The organism is Enterococcus sp. AZ095b (assembly GCF_051714725.1).
Taxonomy (GTDB): domain Bacteria; phylum Bacillota; class Bacilli; order Lactobacillales; family Enterococcaceae; genus Enterococcus_B; species Enterococcus_B pernyi.
This window is the reverse complement of the sequence record NZ_JBIOSL010000001.1, coordinates 1,874,484-1,887,714: the sequence shown is the minus strand read 5'-3', so window position 1 is coordinate 1,887,714 and position 13,231 is coordinate 1,874,484. Positions and strand designations below refer to the sequence as shown.

Sequence of the window (13,231 nt, the reverse complement as noted above, 5' to 3'; positions counted from 1 at the left end):
GTATTTTTTAACCTATGGATGCTCTAGGCAGGAGGAAAGAAAATGAGAAATGAGAAGATATTGGCGATCGATGAAGATCTAACATTTAGAAGAATGATTTGGAAGGCCTTACAACCAGCTGGTGTATTGATCTATCAAAGTGATTGCGTCGAAAAAACACTGGATATCATGTCTAGAGTGACTTTTGATCTATATCTCTTAGATATTCGTTTAGCCCATCAAACAGATGGCTACCATATTGTTCAACTCATCCGAGAGCAAGACAGTCTTTCTCCCATCGTTTTTTTTACCGAACAACAAAATGAGATTGAAATTATCACTGGATTGGAGATGGGAGCAGATTATTACATCACTAAACCATTCAATCCGACACTGCTAAAGGCGCAAGTTCTCGCTATTTTGGACAGACACAAGGTACTTAAAGAACAAACGACAAAGTGCAAAAAAAATAAAATCAGTATAGGTGATTTTTGCTTTGACAAAGCGCTTTATCGTTTATATAAAAAAGGCAAATCCATTGAGTTGTCTTCAAAAAAAATCAAGCTGATGCAATTCTTTATAGAAAATCCCGAACAGGTTTTTTCAAAGGAACAAATTTATCAAAGTGTTTGGAATGACAGTGAGCTGGATGCCAATACCATTATGGTTTTTATCAATCACTTACGAAACAAAATCGAAGATGATCCAAAAAATGTCCAGTACCTCAGAACGGTTAGAGGACTTGGTTATATTTTCTTACCCTCTGGTAAAGAAAGTAATCCTTCTAATTGAGCGAAAAAAATACCTAATGAAAGTAAATCTGCTGCACCACCAGGACTTAGATTGCGTTTGGTCAATCGTTGATCATAGATCGTTAATTCATCAAGTAGCTGCTTCCGTGGAAGCTTTGCTTGATGAATTTTTTTTGTCTCTTGTTGTACTTTTTGCCACTCCTGAATACCGCCTCGGTGAAGTATATTCCCGTCTTCGATTTCGCTCATCAATAAAACCAAGGCACGTAGAAAGACTTCATCGGGCGCATGATAGTTTGCTGAACGTAAGTAGGGAAGAAGAATGGAAGCAAGACTGGGATAACACTGAGCAGCTTCGCCACGAATACCTGAAATACCATGCACCAAAAAAAGCTCTTCCCCATGTGTACGCTGTGTCTTCCGCGCTAAATCATGAAAATCCTCTTTGATCAAATCATGGGTCAGTTCTCCGGTAAGCTTTAAAATTTGCTCCGTCTGTTTGGCGTTTAATGGAAGTCTTTGGATAAAGCACTGTTGCATGTGCCAACCGATCGCGCCCAAGATGACAGCAAACGAAAAATTCGCTCCTTTATGTGTGTTGATGTCATTTGTTGCGTCAAGCATTGCTTGCTCTGCTTGATATCCAGTCTGCCTTAGCTGTTCAAATAATGATTTCGTGTTTCCTTTATGGGTAAGACCTAATGCGATATATTTTTGAAAAAAAGGTGTTAAGGTTTGGATACTTATTTGAAAAGTCTGAAAATCCATATCTGTATGCGCACCATTTGAAATAGGATCGACTAATCCTGGTTTTGGACTTAATGCTACTTCGTAAAACAAAGCATGCTGTGCAGCCTGTGCGATCGTACCGATCAGTTTGTAGTCAGTCAATTTTTCTACGCTCCATTTCAGCTAAAATAAATTGTAATGAACGATCTAAATGCTCGTGGGTGATCAAAGTGATTTGTTCTGCATTTTTTGTTTGCATCCCGCGATAGATCAGCCAATGTTCTTCAAGGGCTTTATCCCTGCGTCTGGATGAACGAATGGCGATATCGCGAAAATAAACGAGGTAAGCTTGTAACTCTAAGACAATGGATTTTAAACGGAGCATTTGGCTTTTTTCATAGATGAACGTATTGAAGTCCGAAAAATTTTGCAAGACTTTTTCTGTTTGATCTGCTTGATTATAGCTTTCGCCTCGTAATAATAGTTCTTTCAGCTCAATGAAATCTTCTTTTGTCATCTGATTCATTGCTTTGATCGTGGCAAGTGTATCTAAAGATTTACGGATATCATAGATTTCGTAAGCGTCTTTTATGCGGATACCTTTGACGACGATGCCGATTTTGGGTACGTGTTCAACCAATTTTTCATTGACTAATTGTTTCATTGCTAAGCGAATAGGTGTACGGCTGATATTCAATTCTTCGGCTAAGACTTTTTCGTTGATCCGCGTATTGGCAGGGATATCGCCAAGAATGATCGTTTTACGAAACGCTTCATAAATAAGCACATTCAATGTCTTATTTTGTGTGAGGTCCAAATTTTTACGTAATGCTTCAACAACCTTGTTCATTTCTTCTCCCCATTTCTACTTTTGCTATAAAAAACTAAGTCAATGAATAAGTCTATCATGCTTTATCCTTCGCCTCATGAGAAATGACTAAAATGTGAGTGACTTTTATTTTACAAATCGGAATAAAGTGTCCGTCTGGAAATCTCTGAGAAATTGTTCCGTAACATCGAAAAAGAGAGGATCAATTGTTTTCTACTATTACGGAGCACTTCTCAGAGTGGACATCTACTTTAGACGGTTGTTTTTATTGGGAAATATAAAATGGCATATAGCCAAAAAGAATAATTGTGACGACAAAAATAGTAAAAATACCCAAGGCATATTTTCCAGCTTCTCGTTGCCATTTCCCCATATCCAATCCGGTCAAACGTAACAAAAGATAGATAAAAGCGACTAAAGGACTGAGCAAATGGAAGGCTTGACCCATCAAAGAGGCGAGAGCCATTTGCATATTCGTAAAGCCATAGGTATGTCCGGCTTCTGCTAAAACGGGTAATACACCGAAATAAAAACCGTCATTTGAAATAAAGAAAGTACCGGGCGCTGAAATCAACGCAATGACTAATCCCCAGAATCCTGCTAGTTGTTTTGGAATGAGATAAGTAAAGCTATTCGCGAGTGCTTCAGCCATACCGGAACCTTGGAAAAGCCCCATGAAAACTCCTGCTGCAAAAACTAAAATCACGACTTGCACTGCATCGCCACCATTTGCACCAATACGGGCGGATTGATCTTTTAGATTAGGGTAATTGACCATTAAGGCAATGCATGTTCCTATTAAAAATAATAAAAGAGGTGGTAAGGCAATCGAAGAGATAAACGAGCTTGCAACCAACCAGGCAATCAACACGATCGTGAGTATCCCATTGAATACAAAATTTTTAGGACAGCGCATTTTGACTGTTTCAGGATCGGTGATTTTAGTGATTTCTTCAATTTCCTCATTTGATAATTGGGTAATACCTAAACGGTCACGTTCTTGTTTTCCCATCCGGCGTGCAACGAAAAAAATGACATAAAGCAAAGACAAGATCATTCCAGGAGCTAGGTAAGACAAGATATCCGCATCGACTTCCAATACTGCCATCGCTCGAGCGGTCGGTCCACCCCAAGGTAATAGATTCATGATGGTATTTTGAAGAATGATCAATACCCCTAAGTTCATCATTTTCATGTTTAATTTTTTATAGATAGGAATAAAAGCGGAACAGCAAATCAACGTAGTCGTTGTCCCATCGCCATTCAGCGAAACGGTTGCGGCAACGATCGCAGTTGCCATTAAAACTTTCATCGGATCGCCTTTGGCAAAATAAATCATTTTTTTAGTGATTGGATCAAATAGACCAGCGTCTAACATGATTGAAAAATATAAAATGGCAAATAATAGCATGATTCCTGTATTTGAAGTTGTTTTGATGCCTTCTAATACAAAATCGCCAATATTTCCTTTCTTTGAAGCACCAGAAATCATTGCAATTAAGGTAAATAAAAGTGGAATAACCACAAGGGAAGTAAAAGGGGACATTTTCTTTTTCATGATGACATACATGAAGATAATGATCATTGCATAAGATAAAACGGTTAGTAACATACGCTTCTCCTTTTCTGATTGCATTGTTTGTAAGCGGTATCAAAATTAGATGGGTAGAAAATTATTCTTAGGACAGAAAGAGTTGTGTGTTTCTAAAATTGACGCCTCCTTGACGACTCTAGGATAAGCAATATTTTAAAGGGAAGATAGATGAAGTAAGAAAAAAGAACATGAAAAAAACAATTTGGTCTACCTAATCTTATCGAATGCTTAATAGTACCTTAACAGAACATTAATTCATTGGAAAAAGCTTTTATATCAATGTTTGTATTGCTTTTTTTGCCTGATTCAAGAAAAAGAAACAACAAAAAAACAATCTTATATCAGTTTGGAAAACATAATTGGTTGAATCATCCTATAATAAAAATAAGGACAGAAAAGAAGAAAGGAGCAAGAAGTATGTGGCTGTTTACAAAACGAAGAAAGAAGCAACAACCAGCAGTGAAGCCCAATCCCACAATAGTAGAAAGAGACAATGAAAAGCCAGAAAAAATGAAACCGGTTCCTGCATATATTGATGCTGCGCCAGCTGATATTCAGCTTGTCAGCGTGGTAGCTGCAAGTTTAGCAGCAGAATATGATCCGGAGAGTCGATTCATTATCAAAAAAATCAAGCAGAGAAATCCGGAAGCAATTTTGGTTTCACTGATTGCTACAGGTGTAGCAGCGGGAGTCAATCCAAATAGTCAGTTTATTATACGAAAAATAGCCAAAAAATAAATGTTTTGGAGGAGAAAAAATGTTGCGGAAATTCAAAATCTCAATTGATGGAAAAGAATATTTAGTGGAAATGGAAGAAATCGGTGGAAGTCCGCAAACGAATCCAGTTCCAACACCAGAACGATCTACACCAGTTGAAGCGGTCATACCATCAGAGGTCTCAACAACTGTACCAGAAACGAAATCCTCAGTCGGAGCGGGAGCGGATGCGATGACTTCGCCGATGCCAGGCACGATTTCTCGTTTATTAGTTACAGTTGGGGAGGTAGTGGAAATCAATCAACCTTTGATGATTTTAGAAGCGATGAAAATGGAAAATGAAATCGTTGCTGGAAAAGCTGGTCAAGTGACTGGAATCCATATCAGTCAAGGAGAAATGGTGAATCCTGGTGATCCACTTATCACGATTAGTTAAATGTTCGCTTTGAGAGTAGAGTCATTTTGGTGACTCTTGGTATTCAGTATTAAGTAAAAGGAAGTGACATCTGTGGAAACACTTATTGAAGGAGTTATTGGCATGGGGCAAGAGCCGGGACGCATCGTGATGATGGTGATTGGCGGAGTCCTCATGTACCTTGGGATAAAAAAAGAATATGAACCAACGTTACTCGTACCGATGGGGTTAGGTACGATCTTAGTTAATTTCCCTAATTCAGGTGTGCTGAGTGCCGGTGGTGAGGCCGGCGCGTTCCAAATTTTGTTTGATATGGGGATTACGACGGAGCTATTTCCGCTCTTATTATTCATTGGTATTGGTGCAATGATCGATTTCGGTCCCTTGTTACAAAATCCATTTTTATTACTTTTTGGAGCCGCCGCACAATTTGGGATTTTCTTTACGATCATCGTAGCGATCCTATTAGGTTTTGATTTGAATGATGCAGCTTCTATTGGCATCATCGGAGCAGCGGATGGACCAACTTCCATTTTTGTCGCGAACACGTTGAATTCGAAATATATGGGTGCCATCATGGTGGCTGCCTATTCGTATATGGCCCTCGTGCCAATCATTCAGCCAGTTGCGATCAAAGCTGTGACGACTAAAAAAGAGCGACGTATTCGAATGAATTATCGTGCAGGGGAAGTGTCGCAAACAGCAAAAATCCTTTTTCCTTTAGTTATTTCAGTCGTCGCTGGTTTGATTGCGCCTGTCTCTCTGCCACTTGTTGGGTTTTTGATGTTTGGAAATTTGTTACGAGAATGTGGGGTATTGGATCGTTTGTCGATCACTGCTCAGAATGAGTTAGTCAATCTCATCAGCATATTATTAGGGATCGCCATTTCGGTCAAAATGCAGTATGAAGAATTTTTACAGATCGATACGTTGATGGTTATCGGTCTAGGGCTGGTTGCTTTCATTATGGACTCGATCGGTGGAGTATTGTTTGCTAAATTATTAAATTTATTCCGAAAAAAGAAAATCAATCCAATGATCGGAGCAGCAGGAATCTCTGCTTTTCCAATGTCTAGTCGCGTCATTCAGAAAATGGCAACAGAAGAAGACCCACAGAACTTTATTTTGATGCACGCAGCTGGAGCCAATGTATCTGGTCAGATTGCTTCAGTGATTGCCGGCGGCTTATTGCTCGCCTTATTGGTATAAGAAAGGAGAAAAACGATGTCAGCAGAGTTAATCAAATCTCTTGAACTACTAGTTTTAGGATGGGGTGGCGTATTCGTTGTTATCTTGATCATTTATCTTGCCTCGATGCTATTGAGTCGCTTGTTTCCAGTAAGAAAATAAAAAGAAGGTCTTGTACATGTATACAATCAAAAGATTATGGTTGGAAAAGGACGCTCAAGTCTATCAACAATGGCTGAAGCTGATCGAAAAATCCGGTCTCACATTGAATGAAAAGGTTGACTATACCGTTGGGATCTATCAAGAAGAGCAGCTGATTGCCACCGGTTCTTATGAGCGTAATATTTTAAAATATTTGGCTGTTGCGAAAGATTTCCAATCAGAAAATTTGTTGACGAAGCTCGTTCAGCAATTAATTGATCATTTATCCGAAGAAAACAAAAGGCATTTCTTTGTCTACACAGATCCTAGTAATCACTCCATTTTTCATGCTATGGGATTTAAAAAGATCATTGCCACTGAAACCATATTGTTTATGGAACAAGGTACACCTGACTTTCAAGATTATCTTGACATGTTGAAGGCAAAAAAGAAAAAAGGTACAGGCTGTGGGATTGTGATGAATGCCAATCCTTTTACAAAAGGACATCAGTACTTGGTGGAGTGCGCAGCCAAACAAGCAGACCAAGTCTACCTTTTTATCCTTTCAGAAGATTGTTCAGAATTTTCCTTTTCTGAACGGTTCGAAATGGTCAAGCAAGGGGTCGCGCATGTAAAAAATGTCACGATTTTGCCGACTGAAGATTATCTGATTTCTTCCGCCACATTTCCTGCCTATTTTTTAAAGGAACATGCTACAGAAGAAGCGGCAAAAGCGCAAGGTACTTTGGATGCGCTACTTTTTAAAGAAAAAATCGCACCGATACTTAAAATTGAAAATCGGTTTGTCGGTGAAGAACCCTACTCTAAGATAACTGAAATCTATAATGAAACGTTGAAAAAGGTATTTGGAGAATCGCTTTCTTTGATCGTCCTACCACGCAAACGTATCAAAAGAGTAGCAATCAGTGCAACAAAAGTCCGAAAAGCCTTACAAGAAGATGACTTGCAGACATTACAAGCGTATTTGCCTGCTTCGACTTATAACTATATCAAAAATCATAAACGTAATAGAGGTGACAGGAAGTGAAAATTTATCAAAGTGCAGTGGCTGGAACAATTGAATCCAGTGATATCATGATCACGATCGATCCAAAGATAGAAAAAGGCATTGAACTTTCCTTGACAAGCAATGTCGAAAAACAATTTGGTCACCAAATCAGAAAAGTCATTATGGACACCCTTCAACAGTTAGGCATTGAAGCCGCCAAAGTAACAGCTGTCGATAAAGGTGCGCTTGATTGCACGATCCAGGCAAGGACGATTACAGCAGTCCATCGAGCTGGAAAGCAAGAGCGCTATGATTGGAAGGAGATCAATTCATGGAATGTTTAAGGAGAACGATGATGTTTGTCCCTGGTGCAAATGCAGCGATGCTGAGAGATGCGCCATTATACGGTGCAGATTCACTCATGTTTGATTTGGAAGACGCCGTATCCTTAAAAGAAAAAGATTCGGCACGCTTGCTCGTTCATATGGCATTAAAAACATTTCACTATAGCAAAGTAGAAACGGTCGTTCGAATCAACGCATTGACGGCTGGGGGTGACCAAGACATTGAGGCAATGGTATTAGCAGGGATCGATGTCATTCGCTTGCCAAAAACAGAAACCGCACAAGACATCATCGAGGTTGATCAGGTCATCACTTCAGTGGAAGAAACCTATCAAATCCCAATGGGAACCACAAAAATGATGGCAGCGATCGAATCTGCAGAAGGGGTATTGAATGCAAGAGAAATCGCTAAAGCTTCCAAACGGTTAGTTGGCATCGCGTTAGGTGCCGAAGATTATGTGACCAATATGAAAACCCAACGATACCCAGATGGGCAAGAATTGTCTTTTGCCCGAAATATGATCCTTCATTCAGCCAGAGCTGCTGGTATTGCAGCAATCGATACTGTCTATTCAGATGTTGAAAATCTTGAGGGATTTCAAACAGAAGTTCGTCTGATCAAGCAACTAGGCTTTGATGGGAAATCAGTGATCAACCCACGTCAGATTCCATTAGTCCATGCTATTTATGAACCAACAGAAAAAGAGATCCAAGCAGCGAAAGAAGTGATCTGGGGTATCCAAGAAGCGGAAGCAAAAGGTTCAGGCGTGATTTCTGTGAATGGCAAGATGGTGGACAAACCAATCGTCGAGCGAGCAGAAAGAGTGATTGCTCTTGCAAAAGCAGCGAAGTTGATCAGAGAGGAGGAGATCTAGAAATGGTTGTAAATAAAGTTGGCAAAGAGATTCCACAAACAGCAACAGTTGCTCATCGTCTGTACGAAGGTGAGTTGGACCATATTGAACCATACAAGGAAGCCAGTAGAAACATCCATCCTGTCCGATCAAATGAGAAAAAAATAGTGGGAAGTCTCAAAGAAGCCATTGAAAAAACAGGGCTGAAAGATGGAATGACGATTTCTTTTCATCATCATTTCCGTGAAGGAGACTTTGTACTTAATAAGGTCATGGAAGAGATTGCCTCGTTAGGAATCAAAGATATCACGATCGCACCAAGTTCAATCGCAAATGTCCATGAACCTTTGATTGATCATATAAAAAATGGCGTTGTGACAGGAATTACCACAAGCGGTTTGCGGGATAAAGTAGGTGCAGCGATCTCGCAAGGAATCATGGAAAAACCAGTAATCATTCGTTCCCATGGTGGACGAGCGCGAGCAATTGCATCCGGTGATCTGCATATTGATGTCGCTTTTTTAGGGGCGACGAGTTCAGATGAATATGGAAATGCCAATGGAACCACTGGAAAGGCCATTTGCGGATCACTAGGTTATGCCATGGTCGATGCAAAATATGCGGATCAAGTGGTCATCCTCACAGATACATTAGTTTCTTTTCCTAATATCCCAATCAGTATTGCACAGACGGATGTCGATTATGTTGTAGAAGTGGAAGCGATAGGTGATCCCGAAGGCATTGCCAAAGGTGCGACACGCTTTACTAAAAATCCTAAAGAACTTTTGATCGCAGAGTATGCAGCAAAAGTTATCACTCATTCGCCTTATTATCAACAGGGATTCTCCTTTCAAACTGGCACAGGTGGTGCGGCACTGGCAGTTACCCGTTTTTTACGCGAAGCAATGTTGAAAGACCAAATGACTGCTAGTTTTGTTTTAGGTGGAATTACAAATGCGATGGTGGAATTACTGGAGGAAGGTTTAGTAGAAAAGATTATTGATGTCCAGGATTTCGATCATTTATCTGCGATTTCTTTAGGTGAAAACAACCAACATTATGAAATAGATGCAAGTATGTATGCTTCTCCAGCAAGTAAAGGTGCTATGGTAAATCAGCTAGATACAGCCATTGTGTCTGCGCTAGAAATCGATACGGCTTACAATGTCAATGTCATGACTGGTTCAGATGGAGTGATTCGTGGAGCTGTTGGCGGGCATCCAGATACAAGCATGGGTTGTAAAATGAGCCTGGTGATCACGCCACTCGTTCGTGGACGGATACCCACTGTTGTTGATCATGTCAATACGGTTGTGACTCCCGGAACTAGCATTGATGTCTTAGTTACGGAAGTAGGTATCGCCATCAATCCTGAACGTCAAGATCTGATCGAGTATTTTAAGGGTGTAGATATACCGCAATATACGATTGACGAGCTTAAACAAAAAGCATATGCCATCGTTGGCGAGCCTTCAGCCATCCAGTATGGCGAAAAAATCGTTGCCTTGGTGGAATATCGCGATGGCACATTGATCGACGTGGTCAAAAATGTGTAGCAAATTATTCAATGGACCAATTGTGACGCATGAAGAGATCCTTATCGCAAGAGAGGCCCGTGCTAAAAGACAAAGAAAATTATTGGTAGCAAATCCACAACATGTGTTGCTTTCAGCAACTACGAATATACCAGGTCCTGTCAAAACGTCAGAAGAAATCGCACAAGTCTTTCATATAGTGGTCGAAGCTATAGAAGAATGTGTTTCAGAAGTCACTCCATTGGTCCAGTTGTACCGTAAGAAAAAAACAGGTTACGAGTATTTTTTGCTTCTTCCTTTAAGAAAAGAGCTACTAAAAAAGCGCATGATCGAACTCGAAGAAACATGCCCCTATGGTCGATTAGTTGATCTTGATGTACTTTTTTGGGAAGAAGGAAAGATGCAGCAGTTGAGTCGCGAGATGCTGGGATATAACCAACGGACATGTTACGTGTGTAACGAAGTAGCCAAAGTTTGTAGTCGCGAACAGAAACATTCCCTTCAAATGATACGCACACATATCCAGCAACTTGTTGAGAAAGGAAGGAAGTAAATGGCAAAAAAAATCCAAATGATGGAAACCGTTTTGCGTGATGGGCAACAAAGCTTGATTGCCACAAGAATGAGTACAGTAGACATGTTGCCAATCCTGAAAACAATGGATCAAGCAGGCTACCATTCATTAGAGATGTGGGGTGGCGCTACCTTTGATGCGTGCTTACGTTTCTTAAATGAAGATCCATGGGAGCGTTTGCGTATGATTCGTTCACAAGTCAAACAAACAAAGCTACAAATGTTGCTTCGAGGACAAAACCTCCTTGGGTACAAAAATTACGCAGATGATGTAGTCAAAGAATTTGTCGAGAAATCGATCAAGAATGGCATTGATAGTATTCGTGTGTTTGACGCATTGAATGATGTCCGAAATTTACAGACTGCTATTGTGACAGCTAAAGAAGCTGGTGGTCATTGCCAAACAGCTATTTCTTATACGACGAGTGAGATCCATACGATCGATTATTTTGTAAGGTTAGCAAAAGAAATGGCGGATACTGGAGCAGATTCGTTATGTATCAAAGATATGGCGGGCGTATTGACCCCGCAAACGGGTTACAAATTGATCAGTCGAATCAAAGATGCTGTTCCATTACCATTAGAAGTCCATACCCATGCAACAAGTGGGATCGCTGAAATGACCTATTTAAAAGCAGTTGAAGCAGGGGCGGACATCATCGATACGGCTATCTCTTCTTTTGCGGGTGGAACGAGTCAGCCTGCAACTGAATCAATGGCTTTGGTGCTTGAAGAAATGGGCTATGAGACAGGGCTAGATATGAAAAAAGTAACAAAAATAGCAGAATACTTCAATCCGATCAGAGATTGTTTTCGCGAAGAAGGGATGTTAAATCCTAAAGTCAAGGACATTGAACCTAAAACATTGATTTATCAAGTGCCTGGCGGTATGTTATCTAATTTATTAAGTCAGTTGACGGAACAAGGATTACAAGAGAGATATGAAGAAGTATTAGCAGAAGTGCCAAAAGTTCGAGCAGATCTTGGCTTTCCGCCACTCGTTACTCCGTTGTCCCAAATGGTAGGAACGCAAGCGCTGATGAATGTACTTTCTGGTGAGCGATATAAACTCGTCCCAACTGAAATCAAAGAATATGTTCGAGGGTTGTACGGCCGTCCTCCAGCACCAATCGCTGAAGCCATCCAACAAACAATCATTGGTGATGAACAAGTGATCCAGGAACGACCCGCAGATTTACTAGCACCTCAATTGTCGCTACTCAAAAAAGAAATCAGTGAGTATGCAAAATCACCAGAAGATCTTTTAAGCTATGCCTTGTTCCCTCAACAAGCCAAAGATTTCTTAGGGCGTCGCGAAGACCGCTTCTATGACGTACCACTGCAAACGGTTGAAGTGATGATCGACATGGACTGATGTCAAAACAAGGATTCGGTTTTTAGCCGCAGTTGAGAGATAGTAAAATAAAGGTGGATATATGTCATTTTAGAGATGTTGAGTAGATAAAATTCCCTACTCATGGACTTAGGGGCGATGTCTGAATCCTCAGTCTTGGGCGAGATTAACAATAAAAAAGGAACTGCTTGAACAGTCCCTTTGGAAAGCGCCGCTAAAAAAGGCGCCAAAAATTTCATTCGGTATAGTAGAAATAGTCGTCCTCTGTTAAAGTGACGGCTATTTTGTTTTGTCATGTTTAAGCAGTTCCACAATCAAATCAATTCAAAATGCTTCAATGCGTGAACGATCCCGCCTTCGGTATTTTTCTTCGTAATGAAGGTTGCAAGTTCTTTTAACTCATCATAGGCATTGCCCATTGCGATTTTGTGATCGCAAGCTTCGAGTAAGGCAAAATCGTTCGGTCCGTCACCAAAACCAAAAGTCGGAACATTTTCCAATTGTAACGTTTCTTTTAAGTGTTTGACGCCTGCACCTTTTGAAATACCCTTTCTGACCGTATCAATCGAATAAGGACTATTGCGGTAAAAAGTCATGTCTGGGAAACGTTCATGATAATATTCATCACCTGATTCGGAAAGAATCAGCAACATATTGATCGGATGATCCTGAAAAGCGGAAGGATCGATTGGTGGCACATCTGAATGGATAAAGCCATAAGCTTTTCTCATGGTCTCTGTGTGATGAGTACTCCAAATGTTCTCTCTATTATAAAAACAAAGGGCATGACCTTGCTCTTCGATATGGTCACGCATTTTTTGACATTCTTCTTTAGAAAAGCGTACAGAATAAATTTCTTCTCCCTCTACGCTAATGCAAGAACCATTCATTGTTACAGCGGAAGTAATACCCGCATCACGCATGATTTGTTTGATTTCCATTTCTGTCCGTCCAGTAGCGATAACAGGTAGGATATCATTCTCTTTTAATACTTGGATTGCTGCGGCGATCTCAGGAGTTATTTTAGAATGTCCATCTAATAAAGTTCCATCGAGATCGAAAAATGTGATTGCTTGATAGTTTGTCACAAATAAAACTCCTTTTTCATTTGACTATCTTTATCTTATCAAAGAATGAACAAAAGACAAACGTTTCGTGAAGAATTACTGAACTTATTGGTTCAGCAACCATTTTAGAGTATACTATAGACAGAGATTG

The 13,231-nt window shown here is 40.1% G+C and carries 15 protein-coding genes; 11 read left to right on the top strand and 4 right to left on the bottom strand.

Annotation, left to right across the window (positions count from 1 at the left end):
- Positions 1-42 precede the first annotated feature (42 nt).
- Positions 43-771 (top strand): response regulator transcription factor, encoded by a 729-nt coding sequence (locus IGJ99_RS09015; protein WP_153829724.1) that lies wholly within the window; start codon positions 43-45, stop codon positions 769-771.
- Here IGJ99_RS09015 and citG read toward each other — a convergent pair.
- From citG to IGJ99_RS09000, 3 genes are all read right to left on the bottom strand, one after another.
- Complete coding sequence (gene citG, locus IGJ99_RS09010; RefSeq protein WP_153829725.1) at positions 726-1,622, bottom strand: triphosphoribosyl-dephospho-CoA synthase CitG; 897 nt, start codon at positions 1,620-1,622, stop codon at positions 726-728. The genes IGJ99_RS09015 and citG overlap by 46 nt on opposite strands.
- Entirely contained in the window at positions 1,615-2,310 is a 696-nt protein-coding gene (locus IGJ99_RS09005; RefSeq protein ID WP_010735084.1) for a GntR family transcriptional regulator, read from the bottom strand. The genes citG and IGJ99_RS09005 overlap by 8 nt, the downstream gene beginning before the upstream one ends.
- A 244-nt stretch (positions 2,311-2,554) precedes the next feature.
- Complete coding sequence (locus tag IGJ99_RS09000; RefSeq protein ID WP_244062862.1) at positions 2,555-3,901, bottom strand: CitMHS family transporter; 1,347 nt, start codon at positions 3,899-3,901, stop codon at positions 2,555-2,557.
- Between the two features lie 399 nt (positions 3,902-4,300).
- On the opposite strand from IGJ99_RS09000, the gene IGJ99_RS08995 reads away from it, so the two are divergent.
- The 10 genes from IGJ99_RS08995 to IGJ99_RS08950 all read left to right on the top strand — a co-directional run bounded on the left by IGJ99_RS08995 (position 4,301) and on the right by IGJ99_RS08950 (position 12,034).
- The gene (locus tag IGJ99_RS08995) at positions 4,301-4,621 is read left to right on the top strand and encodes a hypothetical protein (RefSeq protein WP_023519914.1); all 321 of its coding nucleotides are present in this window, start codon (positions 4,301-4,303) and stop codon (positions 4,619-4,621) included.
- Between the two features lie 19 nt (positions 4,622-4,640).
- A complete protein-coding gene (locus IGJ99_RS08990) occupies positions 4,641-5,036 on the top strand; it encodes an acetyl-CoA carboxylase biotin carboxyl carrier protein subunit (protein WP_023519913.1) in 396 nt (131 codons plus the stop codon).
- 72 nt (positions 5,037-5,108) lie between these two features.
- On the top strand, positions 5,109-6,224 hold the full coding sequence (locus IGJ99_RS08985) for a sodium ion-translocating decarboxylase subunit beta (RefSeq protein WP_195513555.1): 1,116 nt from the start codon (positions 5,109-5,111) through the stop codon (positions 6,222-6,224).
- Between the two features lie 15 nt (positions 6,225-6,239).
- A complete protein-coding gene (locus IGJ99_RS08980; RefSeq protein WP_010735089.1) occupies positions 6,240-6,365 on the top strand; it encodes an OadG-related small transporter subunit in 126 nt (41 codons plus the stop codon).
- Positions 6,366-6,381: 16 nt separating this feature from the next.
- The gene (gene citC / locus IGJ99_RS08975) at positions 6,382-7,392 is read left to right on the top strand and encodes a [citrate (pro-3S)-lyase] ligase (protein ID WP_438770765.1); all 1,011 of its coding nucleotides are present in this window, start codon (positions 6,382-6,384) and stop codon (positions 7,390-7,392) included.
- Complete coding sequence (citD, locus tag IGJ99_RS08970) at positions 7,389-7,697, top strand: citrate lyase acyl carrier protein (protein ID WP_010735091.1); 309 nt, start codon at positions 7,389-7,391, stop codon at positions 7,695-7,697. The genes citC and citD overlap by 4 nt, the downstream gene beginning before the upstream one ends.
- The gene (gene citE / locus IGJ99_RS08965) at positions 7,685-8,572 is read left to right on the top strand and encodes a citrate (pro-3S)-lyase subunit beta (protein WP_244062864.1); all 888 of its coding nucleotides are present in this window, start codon (positions 7,685-7,687) and stop codon (positions 8,570-8,572) included. The genes citD and citE overlap by 13 nt, the downstream gene beginning before the upstream one ends.
- A 2-nt stretch (positions 8,573-8,574) precedes the next feature.
- Positions 8,575-10,107 (top strand): citrate lyase subunit alpha, encoded by a 1,533-nt coding sequence (citF, locus tag IGJ99_RS08960; RefSeq protein WP_194179982.1) that lies wholly within the window; start codon positions 8,575-8,577, stop codon positions 10,105-10,107.
- Entirely contained in the window at positions 10,100-10,639 is a 540-nt protein-coding gene (gene citX / locus IGJ99_RS08955) for a citrate lyase holo-[acyl-carrier protein] synthase (protein ID WP_023519909.1), read from the top strand. The genes citF and citX overlap by 8 nt, the downstream gene beginning before the upstream one ends.
- The gene (locus IGJ99_RS08950) at positions 10,640-12,034 is read left to right on the top strand and encodes an oxaloacetate decarboxylase subunit alpha (protein WP_438770764.1); all 1,395 of its coding nucleotides are present in this window, start codon (positions 10,640-10,642) and stop codon (positions 12,032-12,034) included. It abuts the gene before it with no gap.
- A 293-nt stretch (positions 12,035-12,327) separates the two neighbouring features.
- On the opposite strand, the gene IGJ99_RS08945 is transcribed toward IGJ99_RS08950, so the two are convergent.
- On the bottom strand, positions 12,328-13,101 hold the full coding sequence (locus IGJ99_RS08945) for a Cof-type HAD-IIB family hydrolase (RefSeq protein WP_010735096.1): 774 nt from the start codon (positions 13,099-13,101) through the stop codon (positions 12,328-12,330).
- Positions 13,102-13,231: the final 130 nt, after the last annotated feature.

What these genes read in the sequence shown, in the direction of transcription:
- IGJ99_RS09015 (WP_153829724.1), top strand. Translation starts at nt 43, where the DNA reads ATGAGAAATGAGAAGATATTGGCGATCGATGAAGATCTAACATTTAGA.
- IGJ99_RS09005 (WP_010735084.1), bottom strand. Translation starts at nt 2,310, where the DNA reads ATGAACAAGGTTGTTGAAGCATTACGTAAAAATTTGGACCTCACACAA.
- IGJ99_RS09000 (WP_244062862.1), bottom strand. Translation starts at nt 3,901, where the DNA reads ATGTTACTAACCGTTTTATCTTATGCAATGATCATTATCTTCATGTAT.
- IGJ99_RS08995 (WP_023519914.1), top strand. Translation starts at nt 4,301, where the DNA reads ATGTGGCTGTTTACAAAACGAAGAAAGAAGCAACAACCAGCAGTGAAG.
- IGJ99_RS08990 (WP_023519913.1), top strand. Translation starts at nt 4,641, where the DNA reads ATGTTGCGGAAATTCAAAATCTCAATTGATGGAAAAGAATATTTAGTG.
- IGJ99_RS08980 (WP_010735089.1), top strand. Translation starts at nt 6,240, where the DNA reads ATGTCAGCAGAGTTAATCAAATCTCTTGAACTACTAGTTTTAGGATGG.
- citC (WP_438770765.1), top strand. Translation starts at nt 6,382, where the DNA reads ATGTATACAATCAAAAGATTATGGTTGGAAAAGGACGCTCAAGTCTAT.
- citE (WP_244062864.1), top strand. Translation starts at nt 7,685, where the DNA reads ATGGAATGTTTAAGGAGAACGATGATGTTTGTCCCTGGTGCAAATGCA.
- citF (WP_194179982.1), top strand. Translation starts at nt 8,575, where the DNA reads ATGGTTGTAAATAAAGTTGGCAAAGAGATTCCACAAACAGCAACAGTT.
- citX (WP_023519909.1), top strand. Translation starts at nt 10,100, where the DNA reads ATGTGTAGCAAATTATTCAATGGACCAATTGTGACGCATGAAGAGATC.
- IGJ99_RS08950 (WP_438770764.1), top strand. Translation starts at nt 10,640, where the DNA reads ATGGCAAAAAAAATCCAAATGATGGAAACCGTTTTGCGTGATGGGCAA.